Here is a 19,168-nt window from a genome sequence, read left to right on the forward strand (position 1 = left end):
GGCCCACCGCACCCTCTACAACGAACACACCGCCTGGAACCACCGCACCAACCTCGCCGCTTGACACCTTGCACCCCTGGGATGTCTTCGTGACGGCCCTCCGCAAGCTCCGGGCCTCCTCAGGGAGCAAAGGGGCGCATAGCCCTCCGCAAGCTCCGGGCCTCCTCAGGGAGCAAGGGGTGCATGGCCCTCCGGAAGCTCCGGGCCTCCTCAGGGAGCAAGGGGTAAATGGCCCTCCGCAACCTCCCCGGCGCTCTTCGGGATCAGCTGGGGTCGCCTTCGCTCCCCGCATCTCAGGGATCGAGTGGTGGTTGCTCTCACATGAGGAAGTAAGAGCCGATCAAGGATCTGCAATCCGACAGGTCACAGAATTGCGGATACCTCGATGGACCGTCCCTGCACGGGAGGGATACACTGGATCTCGTCCGACGAACCGGTCAGACCCCCGACCCGACCGGTTCGTCGGATTTTTCATGTGCCGGGTCCGTGGCGTCCAGTCGGTCGACCGACCAGGGTCGTGTTACGCGAATCCAGGTTTTCTTTATTCCGCCGGAAACCATTCGGTAATCGATGGCGAGTGAACTGTGTGTCGTAGCAAGCAGTAGCTACTCGATGAGACCGGATCTCCGGTCGAACCACTCTGGGCAATGATGCCCGATCCACCCTCGCACGTCGAGCCGCCATGCGGCCCGACCATCAGACACTGTCTCGTCTCGCCATCCCAGGAGTTCTTGTGCCTTCTTTCGACGAAACCATCACCGAGAACATCGCCGCGTCGCTGGCGGAGATCCCGCACCCCTCACTTCCCAAGGGCTCCAACATCTACGGCGGCACCAAGATCTTTCCGGACTACCAGGCCGAGAACGGCGAGTCGTACTTCACGCTCGTGCACGGCATCGCGCACGAATCGTCGGTGTCGTTCGTCGCCGTCCTGCAGGCCACCCGTGCGCTGCGCAAGGGCTTCGAATCGGCCATGTACTTCTACGGCCCCGGCGCCATCAATTGCCTTGCCACACGCGGATTCCCGACGACCGGTGACTCCGGATTCCCGGGCGAGCAGAACATCAACAACTCGCTCGAGACCTTCATCTCCGAGGGCGGCACCGTGTTCTGCTGCCGCTTCGGTCTCGCCCTGCACGGCGGACGCGAGGAGGACCTGATCGAGGGCGTCATCCCGGCGCACCCGCTCGACGTCCAGGACGCACTCATCCATTACGCACGCAAGGGCGCCATCATCAACTCGACCTACATGGTCTGAGATCGGTCCAGAATTGTTGGGCGAGAGTGGTTTCGACACGGCTCGTCGCTGCGCTCCTCGCCTGCTCAACCAACAGGGTTGATCAACCAGTACAACCACCACCGACTTTGGGAAGCACATGACCACCATCGGAACCGTCGCGGCGAACTTCACCCGCGATCTCGAGCAGAACTACGCGACCATCGAACAGTACGTCGCCGAGGCACGAACGCGGGGCGTCGACTTCCTGGTGTTCCCGGAGGCGGCGATCGGCGGATACCTGTCGTCCCTGGGCAACCACGGCGACACCCAGAAGAACAGCACACGGTCGTTGCCGCCGGCGATCTCCCTCGACGGGCCCGAGATCGCTCGGGTGCAGTCCATCGTCGGAGATCTGGTGGTGGCGATCGGATTCTGCGAGCTCGGCGAGGACGGCGAGACCCGCTACAACGCGGCCGCCGTCCTCGACGGGACCCGCATCTACGGCAGCTACCGCAAGGTCCACCAGCCCCTGGGCGAGAACATGTCCTACTCGTCGGGCACCGGGTACGACGTCTTCGACACTCCCGTCGGCCGCATCGGTCTCCAGATCTGTTACGACAAGGCTTTTCCCGAGGCGGCCCGCATCATGGCGCTCAAGGGTGCCGAGATCATCGCGAGCCTGTCCGCCTGGCCGGCAGCGCGCACCGCGACCGCGGAGAACCTGCAAGACGACCGGTGGACCTACCGATTCAACCTCTTCGACACCGCGCGTGCTCTGGAGAATCAGGTGTTCTGGGTCGCGGCCAACCAGAGCGGCACCTTCGGATCGCTGCGCTACGTGGGCAACGCCAAGATCGTCGACCCCGGCGGGAACATCCTCGACACAACGCTTCTTGGCAGCGGTCTGGCCGTCGCCGACGTGGATATCGCGGAGAGCTTCACCGCCATGCGGGCCGGGATGTTCCACCTGAGGGACCGTCGTCCCGAGGTGTACGGGTTGCTCGTCGAGACGGACTCCGACGCAGGCGCTGACTTCGCGTGGCGGGACCTCGCCCATGCCTGAGATGACCGTCCAGGTGCGCTGGCCCGACGGCCTGTTCCGCCGTTACTACTCCCCCAGCCTCGTACTGCACGACCACCTCGCGCCCGGCAAGTATCGCGTCGACGACTTCCGGTCGCGGGCCACCACCGCACTCGACGAGGCCAGCGCGCGGGTCCGCGCCAAGTACGGATTCGCCTGCACATCGGCCGCGGCGTCGGCGGAGGAGATCGCCATCGACGCTGCGCGGCATTCGGATTCGGCTGAGGTCGAGGTGGTGTCGATGTACCCGCCGTTGCCGGTTGCGGGGGTGGCTTCGACTCGGGGCGTCGCTTCGCTCCGGCCCGGCTCAACCAGCGGTGGTAGCGCCTCAACCAGCAGCGAGGAGTTGTCATGAACGCACACGTGCCGGTCGTCGTCATCGGCGGCGGACAAGCCGGCCTCTCGGTCAGCTGGTACCTCCGGCAGGCCGGCGTCGAACACCTCGTCATCGAGGCCGACACCGCGGTTCATGCGTGGGCCGACAAGCGGTGGGACAACTTCACGCTGGTGACGCCCAACTGGCATTGCAAATTGCCCGGTTACACGTACGACGGCCCGGACCCGGACGGATTCATGACGCGCGACGAGGTCGTGGGGTGGTTGCACGGGTGGTTGAAGACCTTCGAACCACCTCTCGTCGAACACACGAAAGTCACTCGTCTGCAACGTCTCTCCGGTGACCGGTTCGAGCTGACTCTCGACGGCCCCGACGGCACGCAGTCGCTCACCTGCGACCAGGCCGTCATCGCGACCGGCGGATATCCCCTGCCGGTGGTGCCGCCGTTCGCATCGTCGTTGGATCCGGCCGTGCACCAGGTGCACTCCGAGGAGTACTTCAACCCGGAACAACTTCCCGACGGTGCTGTGCTGGTCGTCGGGTCGGGACAGTCGGGCACGCAGATCGCCGAGGACCTGCACCTCGCAGGCCGGCAGGTGCACCTCGCGATCGGCAACGCGCCGCGGGTCGCTCGGTTCTATCGCGGCCGGGACTGCATGACCTGGCTGTCGGACATGGGTCTCTACGACACGCCGACCCAGGAGTACCCCGGCGGACGGGCTGCGCAGGAGAAGACGAATCACTACGTCACCGGTCGCGACGGCGGCCGCGACATCGACCTCCGACGATTCGCGACCGAGGGAATGAAGCTGTACGGCGTGCTCAGTGACGGCAAGGACTCGACGCTGCGGTTCGCGCCGACGCTCACGGCCGCGCTCGACCGGGCCGACGCCGTGTACAACTCCATCTGCGGCGACATCGACCGACACATCGACAAGCACGGCATCGATGCGCCGGAGGCATCGCGGTACGAGCCGGTGTGGGCTCCCGAGGTCGATCCGACCGAACTCGACCTCGCCGCCGAAGGCGTCACCTCCATTATCTGGGCCATCGGCTACCGGCCCGACTACCGGTGGATCGAGGCCAGCGCCTTCGACGGCGGTGGCCGGCCCATGCAGACGCGCGGGATCACCGAGGTTCCCGGGCTCAGCTTTGTCGGGTTGCCGTGGATGCACACCTGGGGGTCCGGACGGTTCCTTGGTATCGATCGCGACGCACGGTTTGTGGCGGAGCATGTTGTCGGTGCGGTTCGAAGTCGTAGCGCAAATCTAGTTGCTGCGCAGTAGGTATCGGATTCCTGTGAGCGTGGGGGTTGGGTTGTCGAGGTCGGGTCACCAGGTGGCTTCGACACGACGCCTCGCTTCGCTCGGAGTCGGCTCAACCAGCGGGGGGTCGGGTGTCGGGTCAGCGGGGTCGGGTCACCGGGTGGCTTCGACACGACGCCTCGCTTCGCTCGGGGTCGGCTCAACCAGCGGGGGTTGAGCTTCGGGTCATCCGGCGGGGGCGGGTTTCCGCCCAACCAGCGGGGTCGGGTCGCCGGACCCTTCGAGGCTCGTCGCTATCGCCCCTCGCACCTCAGGGAGCAGAAAATGGTCGTCGCTTGCGCTCCTCGCACCTCAGGGAGCGGTGGGGTCGCACGTCCGGGACAGGCATTCTTTCAACAGATTTGAGGAGTACCTATGACGGTATCCACACGAGTCGACCTGGCGTTGCTCGGTATTCGCGGGGAGCCGCCGGTGCAGCGCACCGGCGGGGCGGGGCCCAGCGACGACGGGCATCTCATGGTCGACGGCCTGCATGCCGCGATCCCGCGGAACCCGCAGAGTCCGTTCGTCTTCGACGGTGATCGTGTGCTGTACGACGGCGTCGACATCGGCGTCGAGGTCAGTGCGATCGGGCGGCCCCGGTTCTACGACCTGCAGACCGCGGACGGGGTGAGCTACGAGAAGATCGCCCGCCTGCACGGACGCAACGTGTTGGCGACGACAGTCCTGCAGACCTGCATCCGCTACGCCGAAGACCAGCGGTGCCGATTCTGTTCGATCGAGGAGTCGCTGAAGTCCGGCTCGACGATCGCGGTGAAGAAGCCCGAGCAACTCGCCGAAGTCGCCCGTGCGGCCGTCGATCTCGACGGCGTGACCAACATGGTCATGACCACCGGCACCAGCGGTGGACGCGACCGCGGAGCTCGTCATCTCGCCCGGTGCGTCCGGGCGGTCAAAGCGGCGGTGCCCGAACTGCCGATCCAGGTCCAGTGCGAACCGCCCGCCGATCTCGCCGTGCTGACCGAACTCCGCGACGCCGGTGCGGACGCCATCGGCATCCACGTCGAATCCCTCGACGACGACGTTCGCCGCCGCTGGATGCCCGGCAAGTCGACGGTACCGATGTCGGAGTACCGGGCGGCGTGGGCCGAGGCGGTCCGCGTGTTCGGCCGTAACCAGGTGTCGACCTACCTGCTCGTCGGACTCGGCGAGGACACCGACGAGATGATCGCCGGCGCCAAGGAACTCGCCGACATGGGCGTGTACCCCTTCATCGTGCCGTTCCGGCGTCACGCGGGGACTCTCGCGGTCGACGTCGACAACGCCCCGGCACCCGACCCCACGATCGTCGAGAAGATCACCCGCGAGGTGGCCGGTCATCTGAGCTTCATCGGGATGTCCGGATCGGAGCAGCGTGCGGGTTGCGCGGCGTGCGGTGCCTGTAGCGTCCTGCCGACGGTCGGAGGCTGACGTGTTGTCACGGGGCGAGCTGTCGATCCTGTCGGGGGTGCCCCGCACGACGCCGCGGTCGGAGTTCCTGATCACCGTCGCGGACAGCCCGCGGGAGCATGCGGCGTATCGCGTGCTGCGACACCGCGAATTCGTCGAGCGGCAGGCGCTTTTCGACCGCACCGACCTCGACGACATCGACAACGACCCGCGCACCACCGTCCTCGTCGCGACCCTGCCGGACGGGAAAATCGCGGGTGGAGTGCGCATTGCACCCACTCCGTGGGCGGGATCGACACACGCTGGCATCGGATGGTGGTTCGGCTCACGGCTCGTCGTCGCCGATCCGGGACTCGCGGCCGGGATGGGCGCCGCACTCGTCCGAGCCGCGTGCGCCCACGTCGAACAGCTGGGTGCGCTGCGGTTCGACGCGACCGTCCAGGATCGCTACGCACCGCTGTTCGCCCGGCTCGGCTGGCTGGACCACGGACCCGGTCCGCAGATCGCAGGCAGGTCCCACCGGGAGATGCGATACCCACTCAACCGAATTCAACGTACAGTCGACGGGACGAAAGCGGTTCTCGCCGAGGCACTCGCGCCGTTCGCAGACCAACCGGGCGGTCTCGGTGCTGCCGGATTCCGCGGCGACGACGGCGTTCCGGTGCCGGGCACCGATGTGATCGCGGCCTGCGACGCCATCATTCCGTCGATGATCGAACGCGATCCCGAATGGGCCGGTTGGTGTTCGGTGCTCGTCAACCTCAACGACCTCAGTGCGATGGGGGCTCGGCCGCTCGGTCTCCTCGACGCCGTCGGCGCGCCCACGACATCGCATCTCACCCGCATCATCCGCGGGATCAGCTCGGCCGCAGCTGCATGGCGCACACCCGTGCTCGGCGGTCACACGCAGGTCGGTGTGCCGTCGGCGCTGTCGGTGACCGCACTGGGCACGACGCCCAGTCCCCTGCCCGCCGGCGGTGGCCGGGTCGGCGACACCGTCACCCTCCACGCCGACCTCGGCGGCTCGTGGCGACCCGGATATCACGACCGCCAGTGGGACTCGACGAGTTCGCGCAGCAGCGACGAACTGTGCGCCATGACATCCCACCTCGCAACGGTGCGTCCCGCGTCGGCCAAGGACGTCAGCATGGCCGGGATCGTCGGCACGCTCGGCATGCTCGCCGAAGCGTCGGGAACCGGTGCAGAGGTGGACGTGACGGCGGTGCCGCGACCCGGCGACGCGTCGATGGGCGCTTGGCTCACCTGCTTCCCGGGCTACGCGATGCTGAGCACCGACCGCGCCGGCACCCGAAGCACTGTCCCCAGTCCTGCTCCGGTGATGACCGCGGAGTGCGGCCGGCTGACCGCGGAACCAGGCGTGAGATTGCGGTGGCCCGACGGCGAGACGACTGTCGCCGTCGCGTCGACGGTCACCGGACTGGGCGTCGCATGATTCCCCGGCGACCCGACCGGCCGACGGATCCGACCGGTACCCTTCGCCCATGAGGACGGTCACCCTCGGTGCCCTCGCCGCGCACTTCGGACGCGACGTGGAACGCGGTGTCGCCAAAGCGGTCGGCATCGTCGAATCCGCGGCGCGCGACGGCGTCGACCTTCTCGTCTTCCCCGATGCCTCACTGGGCGGTTACCTCGGCGATCTTCGACAACCCGACCCGGCCGAACTGCCGCCGGCGCTGCAACCGGACGGTCCCGAACTCGCGGCGATCGCGGCCGCCGCCGGTGACATGACCGTGTGCATCGGGTACACCGAAGCGGTCGACGACCAGCGGTTCAACACCGCCGTCTGTGTTACCGGAGACGGTGTCCTGGGCACACACCGCAAGGTCCATCAACCCGCCGGCGAGGCGCTCGCCTACGCCGCGGGCGATCAGTTCGGTTCCTTCGACACCCCCGTCGGCCGTCTGGGCATGCTGATCGACTACGACAAGACGTTCCCGGAGTCGGCGCGCACGCTCGCGCTCGACGGCGCGCGGATCATCGCGGCGTTGTCGGCGTGGCCCGCCAGCGTCACCGACCGTGCCGCGCGCCTGCCTGCCGACCGCCAGTCCCGGCTGTTCGACCTCTACGACTGCGCCCGCGCCGCGGAGAACCAGGTGTTCGTCGTGTCGTCGAACCAGACCGGGGTCATGGGGTCGCTGCGCTTCCTCGGACAGGCCAAGGTCGTCGGGCCCGGCGGCGACATTCTGGCGACCACCCGATCGAAAGGCGGAATGGCCACGGTGACTGTCGATGTCGATGCCGAAGTCGACCGGGCGCGGCGAGTCCTGAGTCACCTCGCGGAACTCCGACCGGACACCTACCGGTCGACGACGCCGGCGGACCAGCGATGAGCCGTACGCAGACTCTCCGCATCGCTCTCCTGACCTATTCGACGAAACCCCGTGGCGGCGTCGTCCATACATTGAACCTGGCCGAGGCGATGGCGCGGCTCGGCGCCGACGTCACGGTGTGGTCGCTCGCCCGCGGTGGCGACGCGGGCTTCTTCCGCGCTGTGGATCCGGCTGTGCGGGTGCGGCTCGTCCCGTTCCCCGACCGGGAGAACGAGACGATCACCCAACGCATCGTGCGGTCCATCGACACCCTGCGGGCCGCCTTCGACCCCGCCGACTTCGACATCGTGCACGCCCAGGACTGCATCAGCGCCAACGCCGTCGGGACGTGCATCCGCACGATCCACCATCTCGACCAGTTCACGACGCCGATCCTCGTCGACTGTCACGAAAAGGCCGTCGTCAACCCCTACGCCCGCATCTGCGTATCCCGTGCGGTGGCCGACGAGGTCGAGCAGGGCTGGGACTTGCATCCGACGGTGATCCCGAATGGGGTTGCGTACGAACGCTTCGTCGACGCGGCGTCGGACTCCCCCAAGGCCCTCGAGGCACGACGACGCTGGTCGGATCAGCTGGGCGACTACGTGCTCGCCGTCGGCGGGATCGAACCGCGCAAGGGCAGCATCGACCTCCTGCAGGCATATGCCGTACTGCGCGAACGTCACCCGCGACTGCAGCTGGTTTTCGCGGGCGGCGAGACCCTGTTCGACTACCGCGACTACCGTGCCGACTTCGACCGTCGGCGAGCCGAACTCGACGTCGAACCGGTCGTGCTGGGCAACGTGCCGGACGACGACCTGCCGGCACTGGTCGCCGCCTGCCAGGTGTTCGCGTTCCCATCGGTGAAGGAGGGCTTCGGCCTGGCCGCGATGGAAGCCCTCGCCGCGGGCCGTCCCGTCGTCGCGCGCGACCTCCCCATCCTGCGCGAGGTCTTCGGTACGACCGTCTCCTACGCCTCGACCGTCGCCCAACTGGCCGACTCCCTCGACGCCTCCCTCGTCCCAGACCCCGACCGCATCGCATCGGGCCGACGCCTGGCCGCATCTCTCACGTGGGACGACGCGGCACGTCGGCACCTCGAGTTCTATGCGAAACACCCCCATCCGGCGTCGCCGGTCGGCGCCCACGGATGAGCGAGTCCCGTCGGACCGAACGCATCGGGATGCTGGCGGTCGCCCTCACCGCGATCCTGTGGGGCACCTCGGGTACCGCCGCGGCGATGGCGCCCGAACTGAGTGCCGTGACCATCGGCGCCGTGGCCATGTGCGGTGGCGGCCTGTTGCAAGCCACGGTCAACGCCCGCGGGATTCGAGCCGCGTGGTCGTCGGTGACGGCACAGTGGCGGGTCGCTCTTCTGGGCGGGATCTGCGTGATGATCTACCCGCTCTGCTTCTTCGGGTCCATGCGCGTGGGCGGCGTCGCGCTCGGGACCGTCGTGTCGTTGGCGTCGGCACCGCTGGTGTCGGCGGTCATCGAGCGCGTGGCCGACGGGCGGAGGCTCACCCTGCGGTGGACCATCGCGTGCGCGCTCGGCATCGTCGGTAGTGCGGCGTTGGCCGTGTCGCGGAGCGAGTCGTCGCATGAGGACGCACTCGGCGGGAGTTCGTCGTCGGCGCTCGGTGTCGGTCTCGGCCTGCTCGCGGGTATCACTTACGCCGGGTTGTCGTGGGCGATGCGTCGGCTCATGAACAGGTCGGTGCCGCGCGGCGCCGCGGCCGGGACAGTGATGGGACTGGGCGGACTGTTTCTGCTGCCGGTCGTCGCGGTCGGGGTTCCGGCCGTGGTCGCGCACCCCGAGACCCTCGGCGTTCTCGCCTACCTTGTCCTTGTCCCGCAGTTCCTCGGGTACGTGCTGTTCAGTCGTGGACTCGGTCGGATCGACAGCTCGACCGCCACCACCATCACCCTGATCGAGCCCGCCGTCGCGACCGCGCTGGCCGTCGGAGTGCTCTCCGAATCCATCACCGCGATCGGTTGGGTGGGTATCGCAATGCTGGCGGCGGCGCTGGTCGTCCTGCTGGCTCCTCGCCTTCCGTCCGCAACCGGCCCGGCATCCACTAGCGTCGACGCAGGATCATCGACAGGGAGGTCGACGCATGAAGCAGTTCCGAGAGGCCGTCGAGGCGCGTGACGAGCAGGCGATGAGGGCCCTGCTCGCCGACGATGTGGTCTTCACCAGTCCGGTCGCATTCAAGCCGTATCCGGGCAAGGCCATCACGTCGGCGATCCTGCGGGGCGTGCTGCGGGTCTTCGAGGACTTCCGCTACATCCGAGAGATCAACGACGCCGGCGGACACGACTCGGCGCTCGTCTTCGAGGCCGTGGTCGGCGGCAAGAAGATCACCGGCTGCGACTTCATCCACGTCAACGACGACGGCAAGATCGACGACCTCATGGTCATGGTCCGGCCGCTGTCGGGTGCGCAGGCCGTCGCCGCGGCGATGGGGGCACAGTTCGATCAGATCGCCGCCGAGGCCGCCGCGGAGTCAGAGAACCCTGCGGAGTCCGAGGGGGTCAGCCGGTGAAACTCGGTCTGCAACTGGGCTACTGGGGCGCGCAACCGCCGACCCACCACGCCGAGATCGTCGCCGCGGCCGAGGCGTCCGGCTTCGACAGCATCTTCACCGCCGAGGCCTGGGGATCCGACGCCTACACCCCGCTGGCCTGGCTCGGGTCGTCGACGGAACGTGTCCGGCTCGGGACCTCGGTGCTGCAGCTCTCGGCCCGCACCCCCACCGCCTGCGCGATGGCCGCGCTGACCCTCGACCACCTGTCCGGCGGTCGGCACATCGTCGGGCTCGGTGTGTCGGGGCCGCAGGTCGTCGAAGGCTGGTACGGGCAGAAGTTCGCCAAGCCGCTGGCCCGGACCCGCGAGTACATCGACGTCATGCGTCAGGTGTGGGCGCGCGAGGCGCCGGTCAGCAGCGCCGGCCCCCACTATCCACTGCCGTTCGACGGGGTGGGCGCATCGGGACTGGGCAAGACGCTCAAGCCGATCACGCACCCGCTGCGCAGCGACATCCCCGTCATGCTCGGCGCCGAGGGGCCGAAGAACGTCGCGCTCGCCGCCGAGATCGCCGACGGGTGGCTGCCGCTGTTCTACACGCCGCGTATGGCCGACACGTACAACGAGTGGCTCGACGAGGGATTCGCCCGCCCGGGTGCGCGACGCAGTCGTGAGGACTTCGAGATCTGCGCGACCGCCCAGATCGTCGTCACCGATGACCGCGAGGGCACCTACGCCGCGATCAAACCGTTCCTGGCGCTGTACATGGGCGGAATGGGCAGTGAGGACACCAACTTCCACGCCGAGGTCTACCGCCGGATGGGGTACGCCGACGTCGTCGACGAGGTGACCGCACTCTTCCGAAGCAATCGCAAAGACGAAGCGGCGCAAATCATCCCCGACGCCGTGGTGGACGACTCGGCGATCGTCGGCGATCTGGACCACGTGCGTGAACAGATCAAGGTCTGGGAGTCGTGCGGGGTGACGATGATGCTCGTGTCGCCGGGCAGCGTCGCCGAGGTCGAGCAACTCGCGGAACTCATCCGCTGATGCTCTCCCCCGCCCGCGTCACCCTCATCGACACGGTGGTCTCGTTCGACGCCCCGATCGAGGTCACCTTCGACTACCTCGCCCACCCGGCGAATCGACCGGAATGGCAGTCGAGCCTGCGCCGCATCGACGACCTGCGCCCGATCGGTGACCGGGCGGGTGACGTCGGCACCAGCTGGACCGACGTCACCGTCGTACCCGGGGTGTCGCCGCGGATGGAGGTGACCGCCTGCGAGTCTCGTCGACGGTGGCAGGAGATCGGACGGTGGCGGTCCGTTGACGCGGTCCTGACGTTGACGTTTGTCGATCGGTCCGGGACTACCGACGTTCATGCCGAGGCGGTGCTGACGGTGCCCGCGATCGGCGGGCTGGTGCTGACGGTGCCCGCGATCGGCGGGCTGGTGCTGACCGCGACGCGATGGCCGGCGGCGCACGCGGTGCGGGCCGATCTCGAGCGCGCCGCACGTGTTCTGGCCGGTCGGGGCTCTCGGTGACGGGTCGCCCCTCGGGTAGCGTTCCGAGGGTGAACATCAAGAACGTGATCCTCGCCCTCGGCACCGCTCTCGTCCTGGCTGTCGCCGGTTGCAGCTCCGACTCCGATTCCGGTTCGGGCACAACCGAACCCACGGCGACCGCGGCGACCGGTGGCGCCGAGACCCCGGCAGCGGGAGCGGAGAGCTGCCCGACCGCACCCGCGAATGCCGACGCCACACCGCAGTGGACCGAGAAGGGCACCACCGGTGGATTGCAGATGGTCGCGTCCACCGCGACCGAGGCCCCTGACATCACGGTCGAGAACCCGTTCAGCGTCGACGAGACCCAGGTCAAGACGCTCGTCGAGGGTGACGGCGCCGTCGTGCCGGACACCGCGTCGGTGTCGGTCTGCTATGTCGGCGTGAACGGCCGCACCGGCGAGACCTTCGACAGCGCCTACGCGAACGGCTCCCCCTTGACCTTTGAACTCGACCGAGTGATCCCCGGCTTCAGCAAGGCCATCGCGGGGCAAAAGGTCGGATCGAAGGTGGGCGTCGCGATGACTTCAGCCGATGGCTACGCGCAGGGCGAACCGAGCGCCGGAATCGAGGTCGGCGACACCCTCGTCTTCGAGATCAGCATTCTCGGGGCGTCGTAGGAGGTTGTGGTGCGGAATCACTTGGTGACTTCGGGTCACCAGGTGATTTCGACACGGCTCCTCGACCTCGACGCGCTCCTTCGTCGCTTGCTCGGCCCGGCGGCTTCGCTCGGTGCCGGCTCAATGAGCGGGGGTGGACTTCTCGCCTCGCTCGGTGCCGGCTGAATCAGCGGGGAGGGGCAGTTGCTGAGGTCGTCGGATCGCTCTTCACCCCTTGGGTCTGCGGTTGCATACAGTTGGACCTCTGGCGTGCCAAACGCGTCCCTCTCAGCGTGATCGAAGGGCATATTTCCCTTCGATCGTGCTCAGGGAGACGAGATTTTTTGCGCCTGCCTACCCCTGACCTTGAGTTGCATGAGCAGCGAACCACGAAGGTCCCAGCCGTGAGATCGACTGGGACCCTTCGTGGCTCGTCGCTATCGCTACTCGCACCCCGGGGGCGGTGGGTTGGTGCTTGCGCTGCTCGCACCCCGGGGGCGGTGGGTTGGTGCTTGCGCTGCTCGCACCCCGGGGGCGGTGGGTTGGTGCTTGCGCTGCTCGCACCCCGGGAAGCGGTGGGTTGGTGCTTGCGCTGCTCGCACCCCGGGGGCGGTGGGTTGGTACTTGCGCTACTCGCACCCCGGGGGCGGTGGGCTGGTACTTGCGCTACTCGCACCCAGTGGAGCGTGGCCTGGTGCTTGCGCTACTCGCCCCCGGGGAGCGGTGAAGCGGCTCGCTCCTCGGGTGTGAGGAATCGTCAGATCTTGCGGTGCCGCAGGTTGATCGGGAGGCCGTCGGCGGGGGTCGGACCGGTGCCGTAGGTGAGTTCCGGGCGGTAGCCGGCCGGGACGTCCCACTCGAAACGCAGCAGCATCTGGTGCAGGATCGACTTCACTTCCATACCACCGAAATACAGACCGATGCACTTGTGGGCGCCGCCGCCGAACGGTGCCCACGCGAAGCGGTGGACCTTGTCCTCGCGGCGTTCCGGCGAGAAGCGTTCGGGGTCGAAGTGGGTCGGGTTGGGCCACCATTCCTTGCGCAGCATCGTCGCCCACGGGTGGATGCCGAGCAGCGTGCCCTTCGGGATGTAGTGGCCGCAGACCTCGGTGTCCTCGATCGCCATGCGGAAGAGCATCCCGACCGGGGCGTTGAGGCGCAGCGTCTCCTTGAAGGCCAGCTCCATGCTGGGGAGCTTGTCGACGTCGTCGTAGTCGATCGTCGGCTTGCCGAGGGCCAGGGACTCCTCGCGCAGGCGCTGCTGCCACTCGGGGTGCCTGCCGAGGAAGTAGGTCATCATCGACAGCGCGATGGTGCTGGTGTCGTGCGCAGCCATCATCACGAAGATCATGTGGTTGACGATGTCCTCGTCGGAGAACGTCTCGCCCTCGTCGCTCTCGGCGTTGCAGAGCACGCTGAACAGGTCGTCGGCGTCGTTGCCGCGACGCAGCGGGATCTCCGAGCGGAAGTACTCCTGCAGCACCTCGCGACCCCGGAGCCCCTTGGCCCAGGTCCAGTTGCCGACGTCTTTGCGCACGATCGCCTGACCACCGCGAACCGCCGCCTCGAAGGCGTGCTCCAGTCGGTGGGCCTCGGACTCGCTGACGTGGGCACCCATGAACACCTCGGTCGCCAGCGACAGGGTGAGGTCCTTGGTGCGGGAGTACATCTTGAAGCCGTTGCCCACCTCCCAGTTGGCGAGGGTCTTCTCGATGTGCGGGGTCATGATGTCGAGGTAGCCGGTGAGGCGGGGCCGGCTGAACGCCTGCTGCATGATGCGGCGGTGCTGCATGTGCTCGTCGAAGTCCATCAGCATCACGCCCCGGCGGAAGAACGGGCCGATCATCGGTTCCCAGCCGAGTTCGCTCGAGAACGCCTTCTTGCGGTTCATCCACACCGCTTCGATCGCGTCCGGACCGACGAGGGTGACCATGTTCATGCCCAGCGCACCCGACCAGGAGACCTGTCCGTACCGCTCGAACCGCTCCATGGCCGACTTGAGCGGATCCACGAGCGCTTCGAGGGTGTTGCCGAGCCACGGAACCCCTGGGTCACCCATCACCGGCTTGAGATCGGATCCGGCGGGCGGCTCGGCCAGCGGACGCTCCGAGCTCGGGTACATGCTGCTCGCCTTCGCCAGCACGCTCTGGATCTGCTTTTTCCGACTCGTCATGAACCTGCCACTCCCCGTTGTTCCGATGTGCGTTACATCACTATGCACCATTGGAACGGATTTTATCGTCTGTTTCAAGGGGGGTGTGCAGACGGGGTGTTCACGCAGGTTGTGCGAGCGTGTCGGCCGACCGTCGGGACGTCAGCACGCGGGGCGCCGAGACCCCCAGCGCGACCAGCACCGCCAGACCCCAGAGCAGGTACGACGACCCGACGAGATGCTGCCACCAGACCCAGGACAACTCGGCGTCGTACCGCTGCGGGATTCGCTGATGCGGCGCGACGGCGTAGATGACGAGCCCGGAACCGACGAGCCACCACCACATCGCCGACGCCGCGGGCCTGGTCGCGAGGTAGGTCAGCAGGATCAGCAACGGGACCACCCACACCCAGCTGTGGTCCCACGCGACCGGCGAGCAGTACAGAGCGGCGAACGCGACTGCCATCAGTGCCGCGACATCGTGCGGGCCGGACGGTTGTGGACCCGCCGGTGCAACCGACAACAGACGCCACGCGACCCAGGCGATGAACAGGCCGACGATCAGCGAGACGAGGAACCACGCGACGTCGGACTCGATGCCGAGCCTGCCGAGCTCACCCTTGATCGATTGGTTGTTCGCGAAGTGCGGACTCCCGATGCGGTCGGTGTCGAAGAGGGTCGATGTCCAGTAGGTGCGCGAGTCGTTCGGCCTCAGGAGATGGCCGAGGGCGGCGTAGGCGACCGCTGACGCCGCGGCCACGCCGAGTGCGCGCCAGTCCCGGCGGACGAAGAAGAACAGCAGGAACACCGCGGGGGTGAGCTTGATCGAGATGGCGAGTCCGATGAGCAGCCCGTTCCACCACTTGCCGCGGCCGAGTAGGACGTCGACGACGACGAGCGTCATCAGCACGATGTTGATCTGTCCGAAGTTGAGGGTGTCGCGGACGGGTTCGAGCCAGAGGCCGACCGTCGCGGCGGCCGTTGCGAGCCACCACAACTGGTGAGCAGGCCGCTCGACGAGGCAGGACAGGACGATGCGGCACACCACCAGCAGGCAGCCGATGGAGATCGCGGTGAACAGGGCCTGACCGAGGCCGAGTGGGACGACCGTGAAGATCGAGAACAGCGCTGCGGCAAGCGGTGGATATGTGAACGGGAGGTACGAGCCTTCCGCGAGTCGGGGCAGGATGCCGTACAGGTCGCCGCCGTCGAGCAGGACCTGTCCGCCCATGCGGTAGACGTCGAAGTCGATGCGATACGGGGCCGGCGGTTGGTTCGGCAGCACGACGATCGCGACCGCCGAACTGATGAGGAAGACGGCGAGTGTCGCCCACCGGGCCCGGGCTGATCCCAGGTATCGATCCAGCGCACGTCGCGGGTTTGCAGCAGTCACGAGCCCTCACTTCCGAGCGGGATCGTATCGCGGAGGGCGTGCGATTCAGGGTGGCCGGGCCGTGGCCGTGGAGTCGGGCGGCGCGGATCTCACGGGGACTCGTCGGTCGTCGGACAGTCGAAGGGTGGTCGCGCGTTCTCCGGTGGGTCGGTCGATGGGCCCGTGGCGAGTCGAAGTGATCGGGCGTCGCCGGGATCGGGCGAAGGGCGGGTCAGGCGGCTCCGGGTTTGCGTCGATCGGCCGGCATGATGTCGAGCGCGCCGTCGTCCGGATAGCCGTCGAGCATGATCGTCGCGACCGCGCCGAGCGCGCGGTCCCAGGCCAGCGTCATCGCCGGAGTCCACGAGTCCCCGCCGATCTCGCTCATCGCGGCGATCATGCATTCCGCGACCGCCGTGTACATCGGTCTGGTGACGCCGAGACCGGCGTGTCGCCGCCCCAACGCGTGCAGAGTCGTCGTCAGCCACTCGGCGTCGTCGAGATGCTCCACGACCGAGGCGACGGCGCTGCGCAACATCTCGGCCTGGGCCCGGGTGTCGCGGCCGAACATGGCGCGAACGGTGGGATAGCGGTCGAACAGGATCTCGTAGAAGCGAACGGTGAGGCCCGCGTCGGGAAGATCGACGAGTGCCAGGCTGCGTTCGAGCAGTTGTTTGTCCATGCAGGGACCTTGGTGCACCGGCATTGCGACTGGGCGCGCTGCGGGGAAGGCCGAGGTAACAGTGGTCTCACAGCGAACCGCAGCCGGTGTGAGGTTCGGGATCGTTCGGTCGTTTGGTCCGTCTTCAGAGGTTCTCAGCTGTCCCAGTCGACCGTGCGGGCCATGTTCAGCAACCGGCGTCGACGCGTCTCCCCCGTCGCACCCACCCACGCGATGAGACCGTAGACGTGTGCGCGGAAGTCCGGGTGCTCGTCGTGATTCTGCGACGACGCCCCGTGCCTGCGAGCGTTGTGGAGCAGGGCCCGCAGATTGTCGTAGTCGGATCTGGCGACCTGTGGACGGTCGTTGACGACGAGACCGGCGAGATGCTGGCGCTGATGGCTGTGCATGATCCGGACCTTCTCCGGGTGCACGGTGAATCGCTCGTCCTCGACGATGCGGAGCACGGTCCACAGCGCGCGGTCGGCGTTCATCGCGTCGCCTGAGAGCGCGAGGTCGTCGCCGTAGCGGGTGTAGCGGAGACCGTGGCGGCGGGCGTACCCGTCGAGCCGCCGATCGAGCGGCCGCATCACGAGATTCGCCAGATGCGGCGAGGTCGGCGCACCCTGCGGCAGGTGTCGTTCCCGGAGAAGTGCTGCGTGCGTGTGATCGATACCGCGGAGTTCATCCACAGGCGTTGCCGTGGTGCACAATTCGGCGAGCAGGCGGGCGATGTGCGGCGGGTAGCCGGCTTGCCGGAACACTGCTCGAACGCGCGGCACGGTGATCGTCTCGAAGCAATGCCGGAGGTCGACGCGCAGGACCACGGGACGGTCCGTGTGCGGCCAGGCGAAAGCAGCCGGTGACGACCCGGGTATGAAACCGCGCGCCGCGGGATGGGCCGGAATGCGCTCGACCAATCGTCTGAGCAGGCGACGTTGCGTCTCGCGCATACGAGGTTTCGGAGCTTCGATGACCCGGACCCCGTCCCGCTTCTCCCGCCGCCAGACCCGGTAGTGACGCAACGGCGCGCGCGCCGTTCGTAGCCATTGGCCGCGGTCGGCGAACCATTCGAGCTCGGGCACGGTGAAGTCGAGCCAGTGCGCGAACTGCTCGACATCGTAGAGATCGGGCAGAGCGTCGGACACCGTTCCCGCGGAACGTGGTTCGTGCAGTACGACGGGTTGAGCGGCGAGGGGTGCCGGGTGGGTCCACGGCGCGAGGGCCTGGATCATCACGGTCGCGGGATGTCGCGGTTCGTGAGGCGAGAGTTCGATGATGCCGGCGGCCACTTCGGAGGTGACCTCAGCAGGCAGGACCGCTGTCACCGCCGCCAGGATCTCCGGCCACGTCCAGGCGGTATACGTGCGCGAGAAGGCCGCAGCGACTTCCGCTGCCTCATGCGGTTGCAGGAACGGTTCGGTCACGGCGCCGTGTCGCGTCGTGGGCTGTCGTGGTGATGAACGACGGATGGGGTGACCAGAACTGTGTAGCGGCGCCGTGTGGCACGTGCAGCGTGCGCGCCGGCGTCGGACGCAGGGACCAGCTGTGACGTGCACCCAGGGGTTACCCCTGAGACGGATCGCGACGATCCACTCTCACCTTGCCCGTCGTTCATCAACCGACATGGTGCCACGGCGGTGAGACAGCCGAGGCGAGGACGCAGATCTGCGCGGGTTCACCGACGTCGCTCGCACTGAGGTCGAGGTCTGGTAGACCCGGTGTCTGTGGGTAGCTATGAGATTCGGCCGGTGGTTGCAGGCGACATCGATCAGATCTCGAGCCTGCACACCGCCATCTGGAAGGCCACGTATGCGGGAATGGTGGCTCAGGACCGGCTCGATGCGCTCACTCCTGCGGAGTCGGCCTCACGCTGGCGACAGACTGTCGGAGACCTCGCAGGCCATGCTGGGCGCGGCATCCGCATCCGGTGCGCGACCTCACTCGACACGCAGGAGATGGTCGGTTTCGCAACAGGCGGCCCGGCTCGCGACCACGACTCCCCGGCACCGACCGAATTGTGGTCTCTGAACGTCGTTCCCCGCCATCACGGCACCGGTGTGGCGGTGGACCTGATGACCTCAGTGCTCGGCGGAACGGATATCCCGGCCTACCTGTGGGTTGCACGCGACAACGCGCGGGCGGTCGCGTTCTATCGCAAACACGGATTCGAACTCGACGGGGCCACCCGTCACGACCCCGGCTGGGATTGTCACGAAGTACGCATGAACAACGCACTGTGATGACCGCCCGACCAGCAGGACCCTTCGAGGCTCGTCGCTTGCGCTCCTCGCACCTCAGTATCTGCGGCCTGCAGTCCGTCGTGGACTACGAAAGAACCCGTTGTGCTCGGCGCGAGCCCAATCATTGCTCCCTGAGGAGGCCGGAGCTTGCGGAGGCCGTCACGAAGGGGCCTGGTGAGTGGGGTTGCGAAGACCCTTCGTGACGCGCCCTCCGCAAGCTCCGGGCGCTCCTCAGGGAGCGGGGTTAATCGCCCTCCGCAAGCTGCGGGCGCTCCTCTGGGAGCGGGGTTGGTCGCCCTCCGCAAGCTGCGGGCGCTCCTCTGGGAGCGGGGTTGGTCGCCCTCCGCAAGCTCCGGGCGCTCCTCTGGGAG

General features: G+C 67.5%; 18 protein-coding genes. 14 read left to right on the forward strand and 4 right to left on the reverse strand.

The genetic code is table 11. The features are described 5' to 3' along the window. Positions 1-733: 733 nt before the first annotated feature. The 13 genes from ACFVHY_RS23875 to ACFVHY_RS23935 all read left to right on the forward strand — a co-directional run bounded on the left by ACFVHY_RS23875 (position 734) and on the right by ACFVHY_RS23935 (position 12,390). Positions 734-1,258, forward strand: coding sequence for an MSMEG_0572/Sll0783 family nitrogen starvation response protein (locus ACFVHY_RS23875; protein WP_004019804.1), 525 nt, complete (start codon positions 734-736; stop codon positions 1,256-1,258). Positions 1,259-1,376: 118 nt separating this feature from the next. Continuing rightward, positions 1,377-2,282: a carbon-nitrogen hydrolase family protein gene (locus tag ACFVHY_RS23880; RefSeq protein ID WP_390275834.1), complete on the forward strand. Its 906-nt coding sequence runs from the start codon at positions 1,377-1,379 to the stop codon at positions 2,280-2,282. Further along, complete coding sequence (locus tag ACFVHY_RS23885) at positions 2,275-2,655, forward strand: MSMEG_0570 family nitrogen starvation response protein (protein ID WP_390275835.1); 381 nt, start codon at positions 2,275-2,277, stop codon at positions 2,653-2,655. The genes ACFVHY_RS23880 and ACFVHY_RS23885 overlap by 8 nt, the downstream gene beginning before the upstream one ends. Beyond that, positions 2,652-3,923, forward strand: a complete 1,272-nt coding sequence (locus tag ACFVHY_RS23890; RefSeq protein WP_390275836.1) for an MSMEG_0569 family flavin-dependent oxidoreductase — start codon at positions 2,652-2,654, stop codon at positions 3,921-3,923. Before ACFVHY_RS23885 ends, ACFVHY_RS23890 begins: the two co-directional genes overlap by 4 nt. A gap of 393 nt (positions 3,924-4,316) precedes the next feature. Next, positions 4,317-5,372: an MSMEG_0568 family radical SAM protein gene (locus ACFVHY_RS23895; RefSeq protein WP_390275837.1), complete on the forward strand. Its 1,056-nt coding sequence runs from the start codon at positions 4,317-4,319 to the stop codon at positions 5,370-5,372. A 1-nt stretch (position 5,373) separates the two neighbouring features. Further along, entirely contained in the window at positions 5,374-6,804 is a 1,431-nt protein-coding gene (locus ACFVHY_RS23900) for an MSMEG_0567/sll0787 family protein (RefSeq protein WP_390275838.1), read from the forward strand. Positions 6,805-6,853: 49 nt separating this feature from the next. Then, positions 6,854-7,702 carry a carbon-nitrogen hydrolase family protein gene (locus ACFVHY_RS23905; protein ID WP_390275839.1) on the forward strand — a complete coding sequence of 283 codons (849 nt, stop codon included), beginning with the start codon at positions 6,854-6,856 and terminating at the stop codon, positions 7,700-7,702. Further along, positions 7,699-8,835 (forward strand): MSMEG_0565 family glycosyltransferase, encoded by a 1,137-nt coding sequence (locus ACFVHY_RS23910; RefSeq protein WP_390275840.1) that lies wholly within the window; start codon positions 7,699-7,701, stop codon positions 8,833-8,835. The genes ACFVHY_RS23905 and ACFVHY_RS23910 overlap by 4 nt, the downstream gene beginning before the upstream one ends. Further along, positions 8,832-9,833: a DMT family transporter gene (locus ACFVHY_RS23915; RefSeq protein ID WP_390275841.1), complete on the forward strand. Its 1,002-nt coding sequence runs from the start codon at positions 8,832-8,834 to the stop codon at positions 9,831-9,833. Before ACFVHY_RS23910 ends, ACFVHY_RS23915 begins: the two co-directional genes overlap by 4 nt. Further along, entirely contained in the window at positions 9,799-10,227 is a 429-nt protein-coding gene (locus ACFVHY_RS23920) for a nuclear transport factor 2 family protein (protein WP_390275842.1), read from the forward strand. Before ACFVHY_RS23915 ends, ACFVHY_RS23920 begins: the two co-directional genes overlap by 35 nt. Beyond that, positions 10,224-11,258 carry an LLM class F420-dependent oxidoreductase gene (locus tag ACFVHY_RS23925; protein WP_390275843.1) on the forward strand — a complete coding sequence of 345 codons (1,035 nt, stop codon included), beginning with the start codon at positions 10,224-10,226 and terminating at the stop codon, positions 11,256-11,258. The genes ACFVHY_RS23920 and ACFVHY_RS23925 overlap by 4 nt, the downstream gene beginning before the upstream one ends. Next, positions 11,258-11,752: an SRPBCC family protein gene (locus ACFVHY_RS23930; protein ID WP_390275844.1), complete on the forward strand. Its 495-nt coding sequence runs from the start codon at positions 11,258-11,260 to the stop codon at positions 11,750-11,752. Before ACFVHY_RS23925 ends, ACFVHY_RS23930 begins: the two co-directional genes overlap by 1 nt. 29 nt (positions 11,753-11,781) lie before the next feature. Further along, positions 11,782-12,390: an FKBP-type peptidyl-prolyl cis-trans isomerase gene (locus ACFVHY_RS23935; RefSeq protein WP_390275845.1), complete on the forward strand. Its 609-nt coding sequence runs from the start codon at positions 11,782-11,784 to the stop codon at positions 12,388-12,390. A 736-nt stretch (positions 12,391-13,126) separates the two neighbouring features. Here ACFVHY_RS23935 and ACFVHY_RS23940 read toward each other — a convergent pair. From ACFVHY_RS23940 to ACFVHY_RS23955, 4 genes are all read right to left on the reverse strand, one after another. Then, positions 13,127-14,542, reverse strand: a complete 1,416-nt coding sequence (locus ACFVHY_RS23940) for a cytochrome P450 (RefSeq protein WP_390275846.1) — start codon at positions 14,540-14,542, stop codon at positions 13,127-13,129. 100 nt (positions 14,543-14,642) lie between these two features. Next, the gene (locus tag ACFVHY_RS23945; RefSeq protein ID WP_390275847.1) at positions 14,643-15,914 is read right to left on the reverse strand and encodes a glycosyltransferase 87 family protein; all 1,272 of its coding nucleotides are present in this window, start codon (positions 15,912-15,914) and stop codon (positions 14,643-14,645) included. A 211-nt stretch (positions 15,915-16,125) separates the two neighbouring features. Beyond that, on the reverse strand, positions 16,126-16,575 hold the full coding sequence (locus ACFVHY_RS23950) for a globin domain-containing protein (RefSeq protein WP_390275848.1): 450 nt from the start codon (positions 16,573-16,575) through the stop codon (positions 16,126-16,128). 134 nt (positions 16,576-16,709) lie between these two features. Next, positions 16,710-17,981, reverse strand: coding sequence for a reverse transcriptase family protein (locus tag ACFVHY_RS23955; protein ID WP_390275849.1), 1,272 nt, complete (start codon positions 17,979-17,981; stop codon positions 16,710-16,712). Positions 17,982-18,305: 324 nt separating this feature from the next. Between ACFVHY_RS23955 and ACFVHY_RS23960 the strand changes: the two genes are divergently transcribed. After that, the gene (locus ACFVHY_RS23960) at positions 18,306-18,797 is read left to right on the forward strand and encodes a GNAT family N-acetyltransferase (RefSeq protein WP_390275850.1); all 492 of its coding nucleotides are present in this window, start codon (positions 18,306-18,308) and stop codon (positions 18,795-18,797) included. Positions 18,798-19,168 lie beyond the last annotated feature (371 nt).

Source organism: Gordonia sp. NPDC127522 (assembly GCF_042672305.1).
In the GTDB taxonomy this organism is placed as follows: domain Bacteria; phylum Actinomycetota; class Actinomycetes; order Mycobacteriales; family Mycobacteriaceae; genus Gordonia; species Gordonia hongkongensis.

Excerpts from the sequence above, each read along its gene's own strand:
- ACFVHY_RS23880 (WP_390275834.1), top strand. The coding sequence starts at position 1,377 with ATGACCACCATCGGAACCGTCGCGGCGAACTTCACCCGCGATCTCGAG.
- ACFVHY_RS23885 (WP_390275835.1), top strand. The coding sequence starts at position 2,275 with ATGCCTGAGATGACCGTCCAGGTGCGCTGGCCCGACGGCCTGTTCCGC.
- ACFVHY_RS23890 (WP_390275836.1), top strand. The coding sequence starts at position 2,652 with ATGAACGCACACGTGCCGGTCGTCGTCATCGGCGGCGGACAAGCCGGC.
- ACFVHY_RS23895 (WP_390275837.1), top strand. The coding sequence starts at position 4,317 with ATGACGGTATCCACACGAGTCGACCTGGCGTTGCTCGGTATTCGCGGG.
- ACFVHY_RS23905 (WP_390275839.1), top strand. The coding sequence starts at position 6,854 with ATGAGGACGGTCACCCTCGGTGCCCTCGCCGCGCACTTCGGACGCGAC.
- ACFVHY_RS23910 (WP_390275840.1), top strand. The coding sequence starts at position 7,699 with ATGAGCCGTACGCAGACTCTCCGCATCGCTCTCCTGACCTATTCGACG.
- ACFVHY_RS23915 (WP_390275841.1), top strand. The coding sequence starts at position 8,832 with ATGAGCGAGTCCCGTCGGACCGAACGCATCGGGATGCTGGCGGTCGCC.
- ACFVHY_RS23920 (WP_390275842.1), top strand. The coding sequence starts at position 9,799 with ATGAAGCAGTTCCGAGAGGCCGTCGAGGCGCGTGACGAGCAGGCGATG.
- ACFVHY_RS23930 (WP_390275844.1), top strand. The coding sequence starts at position 11,258 with ATGCTCTCCCCCGCCCGCGTCACCCTCATCGACACGGTGGTCTCGTTC.
- ACFVHY_RS23940 (WP_390275846.1), bottom strand. The coding sequence starts at position 14,542 with ATGACGAGTCGGAAAAAGCAGATCCAGAGCGTGCTGGCGAAGGCGAGC.
- ACFVHY_RS23950 (WP_390275848.1), bottom strand. The coding sequence starts at position 16,575 with ATGGACAAACAACTGCTCGAACGCAGCCTGGCACTCGTCGATCTTCCC.